This is a genomic window from Streptomyces doebereineriae (genome assembly GCF_031845645.1).
Lineage (GTDB): Bacteria > Actinomycetota > Actinomycetes > Streptomycetales > Streptomycetaceae > Streptomyces > Streptomyces canus.
Genome location: NZ_JAVREZ010000011.1, coordinates 71,151 through 88,496 on the forward strand (window position 1 = coordinate 71,151; position 17,346 = coordinate 88,496).

Here is a 17,346-nt window from a genome sequence, read left to right on the forward strand (position 1 = left end):
GTCGCGGACCTGGCGGGGTGGGTTCAGGCGCCCACCAGCGGCGAGCCGGTCGGCGTGCGCAAGGGCGCGGCCAGCTCCGCGAGCGCCCTCTCCAGTCCGTGCAGATGGGCCAGTGCGGGTTCCTCGGCGAGGGGGCGGTCTGCCACCGGGAAGTCCCTGCCGTCGGTGAGGGCCTCCACAGCGGCCTCCACCCGTCGGCACGCGGCGGTCAGGCGGGCGTCGTGCGAGGCCTCGGGGTCGGCCGCGACGGTGACCAGGCCCCGGATCTCCCGGGCGCAGTCGTCGAGGAGGGCGAGGACACGGCAGGCGCGGCGCTTGCGGGCCGGCATCGGGTTGAGGGGGTGGACCAGCGGGGCCACCGAGAGGCGGACCCTGCCGAGCAGTTGCTCCAGTTCGGCCACGCGGACGGCCGGGTCCGCGCCCGGCACTCCCGCGAGGCGGGCGGCGGCCTCGGCGGTGCAGGTGCGGACGCAGCGCAGGGCGCGCTGGATCCAGGCGTCGGTGACGGTGTGCGTGGTGATCGGCAGGACGAACAGCACCGCGAGGACGGCCCCGACCGCGCCCACGCCGGTCTCCGCGAACCGCAGGGCCAGCAGTCCGGGGTTCAGGACGCCGAGAAGGCCGTAGAGGAGCTCGGCGAGCAGCGTGACCCAGAGCATCATCCACGTGTACGAGACGGCGGCCGTGTAGAAGATGCCGAAGACGCAGACGGCGAGCAGGACGGCCGTGGGCGTGGGCGCCCCGTGCAGCGGTACGGCGACGAGCAGGCCGAGACCGATGCCGATCACCGTGCCGAGGACCCGGCGGAAGCCGCGCACCAGGGTCTCGCCGCGCGAGGTGGTGTTCACGAAGATCCACCAGGTGGCGCCGACGGCCCAGTACCAGCGCTGCCCGGAGATCAGCTGGCCGACGACGAGGGCGAAACCCGCGCCGGCCATGGCCTGGACGGCCTGGCGGGTGGTCGCACGGGCCAGGCCGGTCCCGGCGGGCGGGGCGGGCACGGGGGCCGGGGGAAGCCGGCGCTCGTAGCACCACAGGCCGAAGCGGACCGCGGCGGCGGTGAGCAGGGACAGCAGGACGGCGGCGTAGAGCTCGGGCAGCTGGTCGGGGGTCGCGTGCAGGAACTGCGCCACGAAGAAGGTCATGAACGCGAAGACGCCGAGGCTGTGCCCGCGCGGGCCCCAGCGCCGGGCGTACACGCCCGCGCCGACCACGGCGAGCAGGACGAGGTCGCGGGCGACGGGGTGGTGGTGGAGCCCGGCCGCGACGGCGAGGACGGGCAGGCCGACCGCGGGCAGCAGGGCGGTGGTGAGTGCCTGCCCCCGGACGGTGGCGTCCGTGACGGTGAACAGGGCGAGCAGCGCGGCGAGGCCGCCGGTGACGGCACCGGCGAGCGAGTGTCCCGCGAGACCGCACACCAGGACCGCGAGGCTGATGCCGAGCACCGCCCGCGCGGCGAAGCGCAGCCGGGCCCGGCCCGGGTCCGCCGCCATGAACACCCTCTTCAGCACGTACCGCCCCCTGAAGCTCTTGGACACCGGCTGGACACCGGCATGGAAAAGGCGCCGCGGGGTCCGCAGCGCCATCGACGGGCTCATTGCAGCATCCTCGCCGCTGTCGGCTCAAGTGAGGTCGAATATGCTGAGCCATCGGCACAGTGAAAGCGGTCCTGGGGCGTCCACCGGCGGGCCAACGGACCATCGACGAGGAGGCCGTACGCCATGGCCGTGGACGAGCTCGACACCCGCATCCTGCGACTGCTGCTGGAGCGGCCACGGACGAGCGTGCGGGAGTACGCGCGGATTCTCGGCATCGCGCGGGGCACCTTGCAGGCGCGGCTCGACCGGCTGGAGCGGGACGGCGTGATCACCGGTACGGGGCCCTCGCTGTCGCCCGCCGCGCTCGGTCATCCGGTGCTGGCGTTCGTGCACATCGAGGTGACCCAGGGGCGGCTCGACGATGTGGGGGACGCGCTGGCCGCCGTGCCGGAGATCGTCGAGGCGTTCTCGATCGCGGGCGGCGGGGATCTGCTGACGCGGGTCGTGGCGCGGGACAACGCGCATCTGGAGGACGTGATCCAGAAGGTGATCAGCCTGCCGGGAGTGGTGCGGACGCGCACCGAGGTGGCACTGCGGGAGCGGGTCGCGTACCGGCTGCTGCCGCTGGTGGAGTCGGTCGGGCGCGCTGCCCGGAGTTGATCTTTGACATCCTGGGGGCCATGAGCAGGCTCAGCGGCATATCGGTCATCTTCGATCTCGACGGAACGCTCGTGGACAGCGAGCCGAACTACTACGAAGCGGGTCGGCAGACGCTCGCCGAGCACGGCGTCCCGGACTTCACCTGGACCGACCACGAGCGGTACGTCGGGATCAGCACGCAGGAGACGGTCACGCGGTGGAAGTCGCTGTACGGGCTGCGGGCGTCCGTGCCGGAACTCCTCGCGGACAAGAACCGGCGCTACCTGGAGCTGGCCGGCACCGCCACGCGCGCGTACCCCGAGATGCGGAAGTTCGTGGAGCTGCTGGCCGGTGAGGGCGTGCCGATGGCGGTCGCCTCGGGGTCCTCTCCGGAGGCCATCGCCGCGATCCTGGCCGTGACGGGCCTCGACGTGTATCTCCGTACGACCGTCTCGGCCGACGAGGTCGCCCACGGCAAGCCCGCGCCGGACGTCTTCCTGGAGGCGGCCCGCCGGCTGGGTGCCGACCCTGCCGACTGTGTGGTCCTGGAGGACGCCGCCCCGGGCGCCGCCGCCGCGCACGCGGCCGGGATGCGCTGCATCGCGATCCCGTACGTCGCGGCGCAGGCCCACGCCCCCGAGTTCACCCGCGCCGGGCTCCTCCTGCGGGGAGGTCAGGAGGAGTTCACGGCACGGGCGGCTCATGACTGGCTGGTGCGGAACCGGAGCTGACGGCACGGCGCCCGTCCCCGGCTCCGCCGAGCGACCGTCCTACGGCCGCGCCCCGTGCGAGGGCTTCGGTGCCGGCTGGATGTTCTGGTTCAGGCGGAACACGTTGTCCGGGTCCCGGTCGGCCTTGATGCGAGCCAGGCGGTCGTAGTTGCCGCGGTAGCTGGCGCGGACGCGTTCCTGCCCCTCGTCCATCATCATGTTGACGTAGGCGCCGCCCGCCGAGTGCGGGTGCAGGGCGTCGAAGTAGTCGACGGTCCACCGCTTGACCAGCTCGGCGTTGGCCGGATCGGGGTCGACGCCGGCGAAGACGGAGGCCCAGTTGGCGTGGCGGTAGGCCCAGGGGGTCTCGTCCTGGCCCACGTCGTGGGCAGCGCCGTCGATCGGGTAGAGGTGCATGGTCGACTGGACGGTCGGCACCTCGGCGCCGAACTTGGCGTGCAGCTGGACCGCCTCGTCCGGGACGGTCTCGACGAAGTCTGCACGCCAGTACCACTGGTGGCCGGGCGGGTAGAGCCCGTCGAACGCGGACTGGATGTCGGGGTGTTGCATGGGCATGGGGGCGTGCAGCAGCGGTTGGGGCAGGGCGTCGAGGAGCGGGGCCATCTCGCGGGCGGCCGCCTCGGGGTCGGCGCCGGCGTAGCACCACACCACGCCCGCGGTCTTGCGGAGCTGGATCTCCTCGGGGAACGGCGGGGCAGGCGGGACGGTGCCGTGCAAGAAGAACCCGCCCAGCTCGCGGGGCGCGTTCAGGATGAACTCCCGGTAGGCGGAGAGCACCTCGGCACTGTCCTCGACGGCCCAGAAGGTCGGTCCGGCGATCACCGTGCTGATCTCGTGCAGCCGGAAGACGAACGAGGTGACGACGCCGAAGTTGCCGCCGCCGCCCCGGATCGCCCAGAACAGGTCGCTGTTCTCGTCGGCGCTCGCCCGTACCCGGCGGCCGTCGGCGAGGACCATGTCGGCCTCCAGCAGGTTGTCGATGGTCAGCCCGCAGCTGCGGGTGAGGTGACCGAGCCCGCCGCCGGTGGCGATGCCGCCGACACCGGTCGTGGAGACGATGCCACTGGGCGTGGCCAGGCCGTGCGCGTTGGTGGCGCGGTCCACCTCGCCCCAGACACAGCCGCCGCCGACCCGCACGGTGCGCGCTTCGGGGTCGACCTGGATGTCCTTCATGGGTGACAGGTCGGCGACCACTCCCCCGTCGACGGTGCCGAGTCCGGCGCCATGGTGCCCGCCGCCCCGCACGGCGAGGGGAAGGCCCTGGGCGCGGGCGAAGGCGATCGTGCGGGACACCGCGTCCGCGTCGGCACAGCGGGCGACGAGGGCGGGGCGTTTGTCGATCATCGCGTTGTAGACGGTACGGGCCTCCTGGTAGCCGGCGTCCTCGGGGCCGATCAGCTCCCCGGTGAATCCGGTCAGCTCACGACGTGCGGCCTGGGCGGGCGTGCTGGACATGAAGTCCCCCGTTTCCGAATCGGGTAGATTCGTCCGTTCTACTCGCGTCACACCGCAGCGGATATCCGTGACCGTCACCCAGCTCGGCGCTCCGGGATACCTAGGTTTCGGAGCCGCCGGGCAGCAACCCGAGCTCCGCCGCGCGCACGGCGGCCTGGCGGCGGCCCGGTGCGTCGAGTTTGTCGAGCACCGCCCGCACGTGGTTGTCGATCGTGCGGACCGACACGACGAGCCGGGCGGCGATCTCCGCGTTGGTGAGCCCTTCGGCGAGCAGCCGTATGACCTGGAGCTGCCGGTCGGTGAGGCCTGCGGGGTTCTCGCGGGTCGCGGCGAGGGGGCCGCGCGGGACGTGGCGCACGCCGAGCTGTCGTAGCTCGACGCGCAGCAGGTGGGCCGCCGGTTCGGCGCCCAGTGTGTCGAAGGCGGCCAGTGCCTCCAGCTTGGTGGCGGCATCCGGGCTCTCGGCGAGCGCGGCGGCATGTTCGTAGGGACAGCCCGCGGCCTGCCAGAGCGCGGCGGCCCGGCGCCACTGCCCGCGCGCCTGCAAGGCGTACGGATGGTCGGAGTCGTCCGGTGGGACGAGATGACCCGCCTTGGTGAGCCAGTAGCCGAGTTCGGGCCGGTGGGGGGCTCCCGGCAGCCGGCTCACCTGGGCATGGACGGGCGCAGCCGCCTCGATCACCCCTTTCGCGTCCCCGCGCAGCCAGGCCGACTCCGCCCGTGCCAGCGCCACCGGTCCGGTGCGCTGCAGTTCCTTCGTCCCTACGGCGATCTCCCAGGCCTCGCTGAGGAGATCGTCGGCGCCGGGGCAGCCGCGGCGGATGCGGATCCGGGCCAGGACGGTCAGGGCGGGACAACGGGCCGGGATGAAGTCGTGCATGCCGTACTCGGCGTGCTTCTCGGCGTCGTCCCAGTCGGCGGCGGCGAGCCTGCGCATGGCGAGTTCGACGTGGAGGTAGTTGAGGAATCCCAAATGCTCGGCGCGGTCGGCGAGTTCCATCGCCGGGGGCAGGAACGTGTCGGCCTCGTCGTACTGGAGGTTGTCGAGCAGGGTCCAGATGATGTTGGCGTAGGAACGGCAGGCGTGCTCGACCTCGCCCGCGGCGAGCGCGACGTCGAGGCTCTCCTCCAACTCGGCCCGCCCGTCGGGGTCTCCGGAGCGCCAGCGGGCGGTGCCCACGTTGTTGAGGGCGTGCGCGAGGATCGCCGGGTCGTTCGCCTTGCGGGCCAGGACGATGGCGCGCTCGCCGTGTTCGACGGCCTCGGCGTAGCGCTCGGACAGCATGCGCAGCTGGGCGGTGTTGCTGACGGCGAGTGCCAACAGGCGGTCGTCGCCCGCGTGTTCAAGCACCGCCACCGCCTCTCGGGCGGCCTCCTGGGCCTGGTCGGCGTTGCCGGCCCACCAGTGGATGCGGGACAGCCAGCGCAGGTCGGCGCCGAGGGCGAGGGTGTCGCCGAGGGCGCGGCGCAGGGCGACGGCCTCGCGCTGGGCTGCGACGGCGGCGGCCGAGTCGGCGATGGTGTAGCTCTCGACGGCGTAGCGTTCGAGCAGGTCGGCGAGTTCGGCGGGGGCGTAGCGGTGCCGTTCGCGCAGTACGAGCCGGAGCTGGGCGGCGGCCTCGCGGTGGGCGCCCGTGGCGGCGGCGTCCTTCGCGGCGTCGGGGCCGTAGCGGGCGACGGCGTCCTGGTCGCCGGCCTGGGCCGCATGGTGGACGATCCGGGCGGCGTCGGATCCCGGCCGGGCGACGAGAGCCGCGAGAACGGCCCGGTTGAGGCCGATGCGGCGGGCGGCGGGCAGGGAGTCGGCCACGGCCCGGCGGATCAGCTCGTGCCGGAACGCCACCCGTTCCGGGGTGACGGTGAGCAGACCGCGCTGCTCGGCGGCGGCCAGGACGGACACCCCGTCGGTGAGCGGGCCGTGCTGGTCCACCGGGGCGGACACCCCGGTCGCGAGCGGGCCGTTTTCCTGCGGCGCCGCCAGGTCGGACGCCCGGTCCGTGAGCAGCGCGTCGACCAGCGGGCGTTCCACGGCCGAGGGAACGACGGCCAACTGCTCCAACGCGTCCACGGTGGCGCCGGGCAGGCCTCGCAGCCGGGCGAGCACGGCGTCGACGACGGTCGGAGGGACCCTCCCGGTGCCACCGGCGGCAACGATCTCGGCGACGAAGAAGGGGTTGCCGTTCGTGACGGCGTACACCTGGGCGGGGTCGACGCGGCCGGCGCTGAGGGTGCGTACGGCGTCCAGGGACAGGCGGGCCAGGGGCAGCCGGTGCACGCGGGGCGCCCGGGACACCTGGCCGAGCAGATGCCGTAGGGGGTGCTCACGGCTCAGCTCGTCGTCGCGGTAGGTCAGGACGATCAGGGCGGGCAGGCGTTCCATCCGCCGGACCAGGAAGCGCAGGGCGTCCAGGGAGGCCTCGTCGGCCCAGTGGACGTCCTCGACGACGAGTACCGCTCCGCGTAGTTCTTCGAGCAGCGCCTCGTGGACGCGATGGCGGTCGCCGCCCTCCGTCACGGCACCGGCGAGTTCGCCGCCGACGCTGCCGATCAGGTCGCGGAAGGGGCCGAGGGGCCTGCGGGTGGCGAGGTCGTCGCACTCGCCGACGAGGATCCGGGTGCCGTCCGGCAGATGGTCGGGAAGGGCCTTGACCAGGCTCGACTTGCCGATACCGGCCTCTCCGAACACGAGCACCACGGATCCGGCCCCGTCCGCCGCCTCCCGCGCGGCCGAGGCCAGTCGCGCCAGCTCGGGCTCCCGCTCGAGGATCCCCCAGTCCACGCGCCCGATTCTGCCACCGGGAACACCGGAACGCCCCTGCTCCACTGACGGCGGGGCGTATTGACGTACGGCGTCGCCGTGGGGGCGCCCGGTGCGGCTGAGGCGGGACGCTCTCGTGGTGAATTGGCCGCTCCGGACCCGTTGACCCGTGCCCGCCTCCTCCCTATCGTCTGGTCGATCACTCGCACACCGTTCGAAATACCGATCACTCTGACGCGAGCGACTCATGGAGGAGCACCCATGGCACCGCCCCTCTCCAGACGATCCCTTCTGCAGGCCGCCGCCCTCGCGGCCGCGACCCCCGCCATCACCCACGCGGCGACCGGCCGGGCCGTCGCCGCAGCTTCGGAGGCACCGTCCGTGTGGACCGCCCAGCCCTTCGCTCTCGATGATGTCGCCCTCGGCCCGGGCCTCTTCGCCGACAAGCGGGAGCTCATGCTCGACCACGCCCGCGGCTACGACGTGAACCGGCTGCTCCAGGTGTTTCGCGCCAACGCCGGCCTGTCCACGGGCGGTGCGGTCGCGCCCGGCGGCTGGGAGGGGCTGGACGGCGAGGCCAACGGCAATCTCCGCGGCCACTACACCGGGCACTTCCTGACCATGCTGTCTCAGGCGTACGCCGGCACCGGCGAGCAGGTCTTCGCCGACAGGATCGCGACCATGGTGAGCGCGCTGACCGCGGTCCGCTCGGCCCTGCGCACCGACCCGAAGATGCTCGCCGTGACCGGGAGGTTCGGGACCGCCCAGGAGAACGTGCGCGGCTCCTACCAGTACGTCGACCTGCCGGCGGCCGTCCTCGGCGGAGCCTCCGCGATCACCCTGTCGGCGTGGGTCAAGCCCACCCACGCCGACAACTGGGCCCGCGTCTTCGACTTCGGCAACGACACCACCAAGTACCTGTACCTGGCCGCCCGCAACGGCTCGGGTGTGCCCCGCTTCGCCATCACCGCCAACGGGGCCGGCGGCGAGCAGGGGCTCAACGGCACCGCGGCTCTGCCGCTGAACCAGTGGAGCCACCTGGCCGTCACGATCTCCGGCACGACCGGCACGCTGTACGTCAACGGCACGGCCGTCGCGACGAACACCTCGATGAGCCTGAACCCGGCCGCACTCGGCGCCCTGGCCCACCACTGGCTCGGCCGCTCCCACTACTCCGGCGACCCCGTCTTCGCGGGCGCCTTCGACGAGTTCAACGTCTGGTCCCGGGCACTGACCGCCGCCGAGATCACCATGCTGCAGAACAACCGGGCCTCCGCCACCTCCGCCGGACGCGGCACCCTGGCGTCGTACGACTTCTTCGAGACCACCGGCGGCACCTTCGCCGACGCCTCGGGCCGCGGCCTGACCGCGACCCTGCGCCGGACGTGGGGCGGGCCGAGCCATCCCGGGTTCCTGGCGGCGTACCCGGAGACGCAGTTCATCCAGCTGGAGTCGATGACCGGCAGCGACTACACCAAGGTGTGGGCGCCCTACTACACCGCGCACAAGATCCTGCGGGGCCTGCTGGACGCGTACACCGCCACGGACGACGACCGGGCCCTCGACCTGGCGTCGGGCATGGGCGACTGGATGTACTCCCGGCTGTCCGTGCTCCCGGAGGCGACCCTGCAGCGGATGTGGGGCATCTTCTCGAGTGGCGAGTTCGGCGGCATCGTCGAGGCGATCGTCGACCTCCACTCGCTCACCGGAAGGGCCGAACACCTCGCGCTGGCCCGCCTGTTCGACCTGGACAGGCTGATCGACGCGTGCGCCGCGAACACCGACACCCTGAACGGGCTGCACGCCAACCAGCACATCCCCATCTTCACGGGCCTGCTGAGGCTGTACGACGCGACGGGCGAGCAGCGCTACCTCACCTCGGCGAGAAACTTCTGGGGCATGGTCGTCCCGGCCCGGATGTACGGCATCGGCGGCACCAGCACCGGGGAGTTCTGGAAGGCCTCCGGGGTGATCGCGGGCACGATCGGCGGCGCGACGGCGGAGACGTGCTGCGCGTACAACATGCTGAAGCTGAGCCGGACGCTGTTCTTCCACGAGCAGTCCCCGAAGTACATGGACTACTACGAGCGGGCCCTCTACAACCAGGTGCTCGGCTCCAAGCAGGACAAGGCCGACGCGGAGAAGCCGCTGGTCACCTACTTCATCGGGCTGACGCCCGGTCATGTACGGGACTACACGCCCAAGGAGGGCACCACCTGCTGCGAGGGCACGGGCATGGAGAGCGCCACCAAGTACCAGGACTCGGTGTACTTCAAGGCCGCAGACGGCAGCGCGCTGTACGTCAACCTGTACAGCCCTTCCCGGCTCACCTGGGCAGAGAAGGGAGTGACGGTCACTCAGACCACGGGCTACCCCAGCGAGCAGGGCACCACGCTCACCTTCGGTGGCGGCAGCGCGGCCTTCGGGCTGAAGCTGCGGGTGCCGTCGTGGGCCACCGCGGGTTTCCAGGTGACCGTCAACGGCGCTGCGGTGAGCGGGACTCCGGTGGCCGGGTCGTACTTCACGGTGTCGCGGACCTGGAAGGCGGGGGACATCGTCCGCGTCACCGTGCCGTTCCGGCTGCGCGTCGAGAAGGCCCTGGACGATCCGGCCCTGCAGACCCTGTTCCACGGCCCGGTCAACCTGGTCGCCCGCAACTCCGCCACCAGCTATCTGCCGTTCGGGCTGTACGCCAACGCGGCCCTGTCCGGCGATCTCCTGCCCACGTTGACCCCGGTGAGCGGCAAACCCCTGCACTTCACGCTGAACGGCACCGAGTTCGCCCCCTTCCACGAGGGGACCGAAGACCCGACCCACGCCTACTTCCGGCGCTCGGAACCCGAGGTCGTCTTCGGCGGACTGGACTCAGGCGTGGCCAACCCCGTTGAATCCGACGGCACTTCACTGCTCGACGAGATCTGGGCCGGGGCCCCCTTCGCCACGAAGAGCGCGCTCGTCGCCCGGGTGCAGTCGACGGTGGACTCCTGGGTGGCGGCCGGGTCGCTCACCCGGGCGAACGGCCAGACGGTGGTGAACACGGCACAGCAGGCCACGTACGTCTCCTGACCTCCCGAGTGAACTCCCCGAGGGCGCGGGTGCCTTACACGGCGCCCGTCACCTTGGCGACGAAGGCGGCGAGGTTCGTCACCGTCCGCCGGATCTTCTCGTCCAGGGTGAGCGTCTCGTGCAGCCGCGCACCGGCGCCCGCGTCCTTCTTGCCCCGCACATACAGCGAGCAGGCGAGGTCGTCGCACATGTAGGCGCCGACCGAGTTGCCCTGCTGCCCCGCCTTGCCCGCCCTCCGCGCGACCATCAGGGAGACCCCGCCGGAGTGGGTGGTCAGGCACAACGAGCACATGCTGCGCCGGGTCTGCCAGGAACCGGCGGCGGAGCCGCGCAGCGCGAGGGCTGTCGGGCGGCCGTCCAGCACCGCCACCAGGTAGGCGCGGTCGGGCGCCTGCGGATCGCGCCAGCCGAGGTAGTCCAGGTCGTCCCACGGACGCTCGGCCAGATCACGCGGTACGGACAGCCGCTTCGCCTCGCCCTTGGTGCAGTTCACGAAGGCGGCACGGATCTCTTGCTCGGTCAGCGGTTCCATAGCCTCACGCTAGTTTGCCTAAAAGCTTTAGGCAAATGCATAATTGTTTCGGGCAAACGAGAGGACTGCTATGGCACGAGTAGGGCTGACCACGGAGCGACTGGTCCGGGCGGGCACGGAGCTGGCCGACGAGGTGGGCTTCGAGCAGGTGACCGTCTCGGAGCTCGCCCGGCGGTTCGGCGTCAAGGTCGCCAGCCTGTACTCGCACGTGAAGAACTCCCAGGACCTCAAGACCCGGATCGCCCTGTTCGCCCTGGGGGAGCTCGCCGACCTCTCCGCCGACGCGGTGGCCGGACGGGCCGGCAAGGACGCCCTCACCGCCTTCGCGAACGTCTACCGCGACTACGCCCGCGCACACCCCGGCCGTGCCGCCGCCGCCCGGCTGAGGCTCGACCCCGAGACCGCGGCGGCCAGCGCCGGCGTACGGCTCGCGCAGATGATGCGGGCAATTCTGCGCGGCTACGACCTGCCCGAACCCGACCAGACCCATGCCGTACGGCTGCTGGGCAGCACCTTCCACGGCTACGCGAGTCTGGAGGGGGCAGGAGGGTTCAGCCACAGCTCCCCCGACTCCGAGGAGTCCTGGACGCGGATTCTGGACGCCCTCGACTCGCTGCTGCGCAACTGGCCCACCCCTCCTTCGACAGGCTGAGGACATGCACGACTGGATCACCACACCCGTCACCGCCGACCTGCTGCGCGGCGCCCTCGATGTGGAGCACACCGAGCACGGGGTACTGCCGCACCGGCTGCCCGCCCGGGCGCGCGCCCAGAACACCGACGGGCAGCTGGCGATGGCCGAGTCCCAGCCCGCCGGGGTACGGCTGGTCTTCCGCACCCGGGCCACCGCGGTGGAGCTGGACGCGCTGCCGACCAAGCGGACCTACGTGGGTGCGCCGCCCCGGCCCGACGGCGTGTACGACCTGGTCGTCGACGGCCGGCCGGCCGGGCAGGGCAGTGTGCTCGGCGGCAACGTCATCACCCTTGACATGGCCGAGGGGACGTCCGAGGTGCGGCCCGGGCCGCACGGCACCGTCCGTTTCGACGGGCTGTCCGGCGAGGTCAAGGACGTCGAGATCTGGCTGCCGCACAACGAGACCACCGAGCTGATCGCCCTGCGCACCGACGCCCCCGTCGAGACCGCGCCGACCGCTGATCGCCGGGTGTGGCTGCACCACGGCAGCTCCATCAGCCACGGCTCCGACGCGGCGAGCCCCAGGAACACCTGGCCCGCGGTCGCCGCGACGCTGGGCGGGGTGGAGCTGATCAACCTGGGCCTGGCCGGGAGCGCGCTGCTCGACCCGTTCACCGCGCGGGCCGTACGGGACACGCCCGCCGACCTGATCAGCGTCAAGATCGGTATCAACATCGTCAACCACGACGTGATGCGGCTGCGCGCCTTCGGTCCCGCGGTTCACGGCTTCCTCGACACGATCCGCGAGGGCCACCCGGACACGCCGCTGCTGGTCGTCTCGCCCATCCTGTGCCCGATGCACGAGGACACACCGGGGCCCTGCTTCCCGGACTTCAGCGAGCTCGGCGAGGGCCGGCTGCGGTTCAGGACCCTGGGCGACCCGGCGGAACGCGCGAGCGGGAAGCTGACCCTCCAGGTGATCCGCGAGGAGCTGGCCCGGATCGTGAAGCAGAGGGCTGCCGAGGACCCGAACCTGCACCACCTCGACGGGCGCGAGCTGTACGGGGAGAGCGACTCGGCGGAGCTGCCGCTGCCGGACGACCTGCACCCGGACGCGGCGACGCACCGGCTGATGGGGGAACGGTTCGCGGGGGTGACGTTCGGGGCCGACGGGCTGTTCGGCAGCGACTGAAGCAGCGAGCCGCGTCTTCGGGTCCAGGCGGACCGCCGGGGCGACTAGCCCCTGCGCTTCGGCTTGCCGCGTCGGGCGCCCGCGCCCTTCGAGCCGCCGGACCCGCCGCGAAAACCCTTGGCCGCGCCGGAGGACCCCCGCGCCGCGCCCTTCCCGGCACCCGACGCGGGCTTGCGGCCGGCGCCCTTCTCCGGCCGTTGCTTGCGCTCCGGCTCCGGCTGGGTGCGACCCCGTGAGCTGTTGACCGTCCGCCCCCGGACGATGCCGATGAAGTCCTCCACCATGTCCGTCGTGGCGTCCTCCCGCCAGGACAGGGCGATGTCGGACTGCGGGGCGTCGGTGACCGGGCGGTAGGTGAGGTCACGGCGGTGGTGCAGGCGGGCCAGGGACTGGGGGACGACGAGGACGCCGATGTTCGCCGCCACGAGCTCGATCGCGTCCGCCGTGGTGGCGGGGCGTTCGAAGGCCGGTTCGCCGGGCGGCCGGTCCCAGCCGATGACGTCGTCGAGGGGGTGGAGGACGACCTCGTCGGCCAGGTCCTCCAGGGTCACCTCCTCCGCCGCGGTCACCACGTGGTCCTTGGGGACCACGACGACCGACGTCTCGCTGTAGAGGGGGATCGCGCTGAACACCGTACGGTCGACCGGCAGCCGCACGAGACCGGCGTCCGCACCGCCGTCGCGCAACACGTCGGAGGCCTCCGCGGCGCTCACCTGGAGGAGCTCCAAGGGGATGTCCGGCAGCCGCTCGTGCCAGATCCGCACCCACTTGGCGGGCGTCACCCCGGGGACGTACGCGAGCCGGAAGGAGGGGGGTTCTGGCGAGTCTGTCACGCGGCAAGGTTACCCACTGTGGTCGGAGGCCTCGTGCGCGGCCGATAGTCTGGACTCCATGAAGTCGCACCAGAGCACCCAGACGATGAAGCCCGCGACCGCGGCGAAGAAGCTGGGTGTGTACCTCCCCGCCACCCCCTCGGAGTTCCAGGAGGGCGTGGTCTCGCGCGCCGAACTGAACGAACTTCAGGCCAATCCGCCGCAGTGGCTCCAGGACCTGCGCCAGAACGGCCCGCACCCCCGCCCGGTCGTCGCGGCCAGGCTGGGCGTCTCCATCGCGGGCCTGGCGCGCGGCGGGGTCACCGAAGCCCTCACCACCGAGCAGATCGAGGCGCTGCGGGAAGACGGTCCCGAGTGGCTCGAGAAGGAGCGCGCCACGCAGGCGGAGGTCCGCAAGGAGGCGGCGCGCATCAAGGAGAAGAAGCAGGGCCAGGAGTCCTGACCCGGACCCGCGGAAGACCGGGGCACCGAAAACTCCGATGCGCCGGGTCGAACACCTCTGCGACCATTCCGGAATGGTCCACCGTCTGGAACGCCTGGTCATCCGGCACACCCTCCGTCTCCCCTCCCCCGCGGGTCCCGTCGGGGAAGGCGCCGTCGCGGCGCGGCAGTTCGACGCCGCGCTGATGTCCGTCGGCTTCAAGCTGTCGGCGGACGCGCTGAGGCGACTGTCGGGGCTGTCGGAGGCCGCAGTCGTCGACACCGCGGTGCCCACGCTCGCCGCCGTCCGTGAGATGGCCGGCGACCATGTGCGGCACAACGTCTACTTCAAGGACTTCCCGGCCAACGTCCCGGACACCTTCGAGTTCTGGATGCGCTGCGTGCGCGAGGCCCTGGAGGACGGCAAGGCCCGCTCCGGCGTCCTCACCCAGCTGCGCAACGGCGTGATCAACCTGCTCACGCTGCCGTCGTACGGCAACTACCAGCACACGTACGACGAGATGCTCGCCGCGCACGACGAGCTGACGGCCGCGGTGGGCGACCGGCTGACGGTCCTGCACCTGGGCGGCGCCCTGGACGACGAGGTCACCGCCCTGTACCTGGCGCTGGCCGGCAGCACCACGCCGCTCGGCGACGAGCACCTGGCCGACCTCAAGGTGCTCGCCGAGCACTGCGCCGACGGGCCCCAGCCGGACGAGATCCCGGTGCGGGAGAACCGTGCCGTCGTCAACGAGGCCCGGCTGAAGGCGGGTTCGGGTCTGCTGCTGGACACCGTCACCGATGTGCTGCGGCTCGCCTGCGCGTTGTCGGGCGGAGATGTGTCCCTCCAGGAGCCGACCCGGTTCCGCGCGCTGTCGCGGCCGGCCCGCCGTGCCCTGCTCGCGGGGCTCGACTCGGTCGTCGCGGCGGCCCCGGCCAAGCTCGCCGACGTCCTCGCGCACCGCGAGGCCTTCAAGCGGCTCGGCGAGCGTCTGCACCCGCACGAGTACCCCCAGTGGCCGCGTGCCGCCGAGGTGTTCGCCGTCGCCCGGGGCGAGCAGAAGGCGTACACCTTCGACGCGCGCATCGAGGCACTGCTCGGTGCGGACGACGTCACCGGGGCTGCGGAGCTGCTCAAGTCCGCGCCCGGCAGGCTCTTCCGCGCGCTGGACCGGCTGCTGCGCACCGCGCGCACGCAGGAGGAGCGGGACGCGGTGGTGGCCGCCGTCGAGCAGACCGCCCCGGAGGTCTCCGGGCGGGTCGTGCTGTCGGTGCGTGAGTACCTGCACAACCGGGCCGCGAAGACGGGCCGGAAGCGGGTGTTCATCAACCGTCTGGGCCGCGCGCACGTCGCCGACGACGCGCGTACGGCCGTACCGGAGACGGACCGGGAGCGTCTGATCGCCGCGCTCGACGCGGAGATCGGCCGCCGACTCCCGTCCCCGGAGCGGCTGTTGGTGGGCCCCGACGTCCTCGACGTGGCGCTTCCGCTCAGCGGCCGGGCCACCTCGGCCGGACTCGGTGTGCTGCCCCGCGGCTCCGTCTCGCCGGTCGACGGGGAGCTGCTGCGGTTCTTCGTGTACTGGAAGCAGGCGCAGCGGGTCACCGACTACGACCTGTCGGCGCTGCTGCTGGACGCGAAGTACGACACGGTGTCGTGGCTGTCGTACACCAATCTCCGCGAGGTGGAGGGCGAGCACTCGGGTGACATCACCAACGCCCCTGACGGCGCTTCGGAGTTCATCAATCTGCGGCTCGGTGCGGTGCGGGGCACGTACATCGTCCCGCAGGTCAACATCTACTCCGGGGAGGGGTTCGAGGAGGCCGAGGAGTCGTTCTTCGGGTTCATGCTGCGCGAGGGCGAGCAGCAGGGGCGGCCCTTCGAGGCGCGCACCGTGCGGATGAAGTCGGAGCTGCGCGGGCCGGGCCGGGTGGCGCTGCCGCTGGCGTTCCGGCGTGCGGAGGACGGGAGTTGGCACGCCAAGTGGCTGCACCTGTACCTGAAGGGGCATCCGGCGTACAACCGCGTCGAGGGCAACCGGGTGTCGGTGGCGACGCTGCTGCGCGCCGTCGTGGAGCGCGAGCAGCTCACGGTCGGGTATCTGACCGAGCTGATGGCGAACGGCGGTACGGACGTGGCTCCTTGGGACGCCGAGTCGGTGCCGGACGTGCCCGTGACCTACATCGGCCTGGAGCGGCCCGAGGGGCTGCACCCGGACTCGGTGGTCATCACCCCGGAAAATCTGCGCGACTTGATCCCCGAGTGACTGTTACCGTTTGTCTTGGCGAGGCCATGAAGGGGCTTCCTTCTCACCGGCTGCAAACCGGGCCTCCAAAGCTCCAGCCCCTTCGCTTTCCTCGCCGTCGACATCGCACCGGGCGGCACCCGCGGGTCACCGCGGCCGTACCGCTCGTGGCGAGGCCATGAGGGAGCTTCCTTCTCAGCGACTGCCTCTCGGGGCGTGAAATCAGCTCCTTCGCTTTCCTCGCCCGCGATGTCACACGCTCAGGCGGCCCGGACCGGTGTACTCACCGTTCCAGGGCCGCCTTCGCCGTGCTGAGGGCCTGTTCCGCGAATCCCCGTCCGAACAGCACGGCGTGCACCAGCAGGGGGAACAGCTGGTGGAGCGCGATGCGGTCGGACCAGCCGTCGGCGAGCGGTGCCACCTGTTCGTAGCCGCGCAGCACCTCGTCCAGGTGCGGGCAGCCGAAGAGGTGGAGCATCGCGAGGTCGGTCTCGCGGTGGCCGCCGTGTGCGGCCGGGTCGATCAGCCAGGCGTGGCCGTCGGCGCCCCACAGCACGTTGCCGTTCCACAGGTCGCCGTGCAGCCGGGCGGGCGACTCGGCGGGGCCCGCGAGGTCGGGCAGCCGCGCGCAGAGCCGCTCGATCACCTCTGCCTCCGGGATCCTGATCGTGCCGTCGTCCACCGCGGTCCGCAGATACGGAAGCACCCGGTGCTCGGCGTACCACTCGGGCCAGTCGGCGCCTTCGACGTTCCGCATCGGGGCTCGCCCGATGTAGGCGTCCCGTGGGCCACCGGGCGGCGCCGAGCCGAAGGCGGGTGCCCCGGCGAGGTGCATCCCGGCCAGCGCCCGGCCCAGGTGGAGCGCCGCCTCCCGGCTGGGCCGCCCCCGGGCGATCTGGTCGGTGACCAGCCAGTGGCCGTCCTGGCCGTACACGATCGGTACCCGGACAGCGTCGGCCCCGGCCAGCCAGCGCAGGCCCGCCGCCTCCGCCCGGGCCTCCTCAAGACCGTCGGCGCGCTTGACCATCACCGTCCGGCCGTCGTCGAGGACCACCTCGGCCAGCGCGCCGGACAGCGGGCGCTCATCCCTCGCCGTACGGCCGGTGAGCCGCGCCGCCGCCGCAGCCGGGCCGTCGCTGTCGTCGTACACCTGTGTCTCCCTGATCACTCACACCGCTGCTTTCGCACCAGCGTGCCCGAAGGGCTTGTGCACAGCCTCTGTGAAGAGTCTCAGCCATGTCTTGACATACGGAAGAAACAATCCGTAGCTTGGCCGATCATTTAGATTCGTGAAGCGAGTTC

General features: G+C 71.9%; 13 protein-coding genes. 7 read left to right on the forward strand and 6 right to left on the reverse strand.

What is annotated here, in order from left to right; all coding sequences use genetic code 11:
• Positions 1 to 23 precede the first annotated feature (23 nt).
• Entirely contained in the window at positions 24 to 1,511 is a 1,488-nt protein-coding gene (locus RNB18_RS29140) for an FUSC family protein (RefSeq protein ID WP_311717292.1), read from the reverse strand.
• Positions 1,512 to 1,721: 210 nt separating this feature from the next.
• On the opposite strand from RNB18_RS29140, the gene RNB18_RS29145 reads away from it, so the two are divergent.
• Positions 1,722 to 2,198, forward strand: a complete 477-nt coding sequence (locus RNB18_RS29145) for an Lrp/AsnC family transcriptional regulator (RefSeq protein WP_311717095.1) — start codon at positions 1,722 to 1,724, stop codon at positions 2,196 to 2,198.
• Positions 2,199 to 2,218: 20 nt separating this feature from the next.
• Positions 2,219 to 2,908: an HAD family hydrolase gene (locus RNB18_RS29150; protein WP_311717096.1), complete on the forward strand. Its 690-nt coding sequence runs from the start codon at positions 2,219 to 2,221 to the stop codon at positions 2,906 to 2,908.
• A 39-nt stretch (positions 2,909 to 2,947) separates the two neighbouring features.
• Here RNB18_RS29150 and RNB18_RS29155 read toward each other — a convergent pair whose 3' ends face one another.
• Together RNB18_RS29155 and RNB18_RS29160 are read right to left on the reverse strand one after the other, a co-directional pair.
• Positions 2,948 to 4,363: an FAD-binding oxidoreductase gene (locus RNB18_RS29155; RefSeq protein WP_311717097.1), complete on the reverse strand. Its 1,416-nt coding sequence runs from the start codon at positions 4,361 to 4,363 to the stop codon at positions 2,948 to 2,950.
• Positions 4,364 to 4,463: 100 nt separating this feature from the next.
• Positions 4,464 to 7,142, reverse strand: coding sequence for an ATP-binding protein (locus tag RNB18_RS29160; RefSeq protein ID WP_311717098.1), 2,679 nt, complete (start codon positions 7,140 to 7,142; stop codon positions 4,464 to 4,466).
• Between the two features lie 240 nt (positions 7,143 to 7,382).
• Between RNB18_RS29160 and RNB18_RS29165 the strand changes: the two genes are divergently transcribed.
• A complete protein-coding gene (locus RNB18_RS29165) occupies positions 7,383 to 10,187 on the forward strand; it encodes a beta-L-arabinofuranosidase domain-containing protein (protein ID WP_311717099.1) in 2,805 nt (934 codons plus the stop codon).
• A gap of 34 nt (positions 10,188 to 10,221) precedes the next feature.
• On the opposite strand, the gene RNB18_RS29170 is transcribed toward RNB18_RS29165, so the two are convergent.
• Positions 10,222 to 10,719 (reverse strand): FBP domain-containing protein, encoded by a 498-nt coding sequence (locus tag RNB18_RS29170; RefSeq protein ID WP_311717100.1) that lies wholly within the window; start codon positions 10,717 to 10,719, stop codon positions 10,222 to 10,224.
• Between the two features lie 70 nt (positions 10,720 to 10,789).
• Between RNB18_RS29170 and RNB18_RS29175 the strand changes: the two genes are divergently transcribed.
• Positions 10,790 to 11,371 (forward strand): TetR/AcrR family transcriptional regulator, encoded by a 582-nt coding sequence (locus tag RNB18_RS29175; protein ID WP_311717101.1) that lies wholly within the window; start codon positions 10,790 to 10,792, stop codon positions 11,369 to 11,371.
• Between the two features lie 4 nt (positions 11,372 to 11,375).
• Positions 11,376 to 12,545 (forward strand): GDSL-type esterase/lipase family protein, encoded by a 1,170-nt coding sequence (locus tag RNB18_RS29180; RefSeq protein WP_311717102.1) that lies wholly within the window; start codon positions 11,376 to 11,378, stop codon positions 12,543 to 12,545.
• 44 nt (positions 12,546 to 12,589) lie between these two features.
• Here the strand turns inward: RNB18_RS29180 and RNB18_RS29185 are convergent, their stop codons facing one another.
• Positions 12,590 to 13,378, reverse strand: a complete 789-nt coding sequence (locus RNB18_RS29185) for a LysR substrate-binding domain-containing protein (protein WP_311717103.1) — start codon at positions 13,376 to 13,378, stop codon at positions 12,590 to 12,592.
• A gap of 58 nt (positions 13,379 to 13,436) precedes the next feature.
• Between RNB18_RS29185 and RNB18_RS29190 the strand changes: the two genes are divergently transcribed.
• Both RNB18_RS29190 and RNB18_RS29195 read left to right on the forward strand, forming a co-directional pair.
• A complete protein-coding gene (locus tag RNB18_RS29190; protein ID WP_266377160.1) occupies positions 13,437 to 13,820 on the forward strand; it encodes a DUF5997 family protein in 384 nt (127 codons plus the stop codon).
• Positions 13,821 to 13,893: 73 nt separating this feature from the next.
• Positions 13,894 to 16,065 (forward strand): TerD family protein, encoded by a 2,172-nt coding sequence (locus RNB18_RS29195; protein WP_311717104.1) that lies wholly within the window; start codon positions 13,894 to 13,896, stop codon positions 16,063 to 16,065.
• A gap of 262 nt (positions 16,066 to 16,327) precedes the next feature.
• Here the strand turns inward: RNB18_RS29195 and RNB18_RS29200 are convergent, their stop codons facing one another.
• A complete protein-coding gene (locus RNB18_RS29200; RefSeq protein ID WP_311717105.1) occupies positions 16,328 to 17,194 on the reverse strand; it encodes a fructosamine kinase family protein in 867 nt (288 codons plus the stop codon).
• Positions 17,195 to 17,346 lie beyond the last annotated feature (152 nt).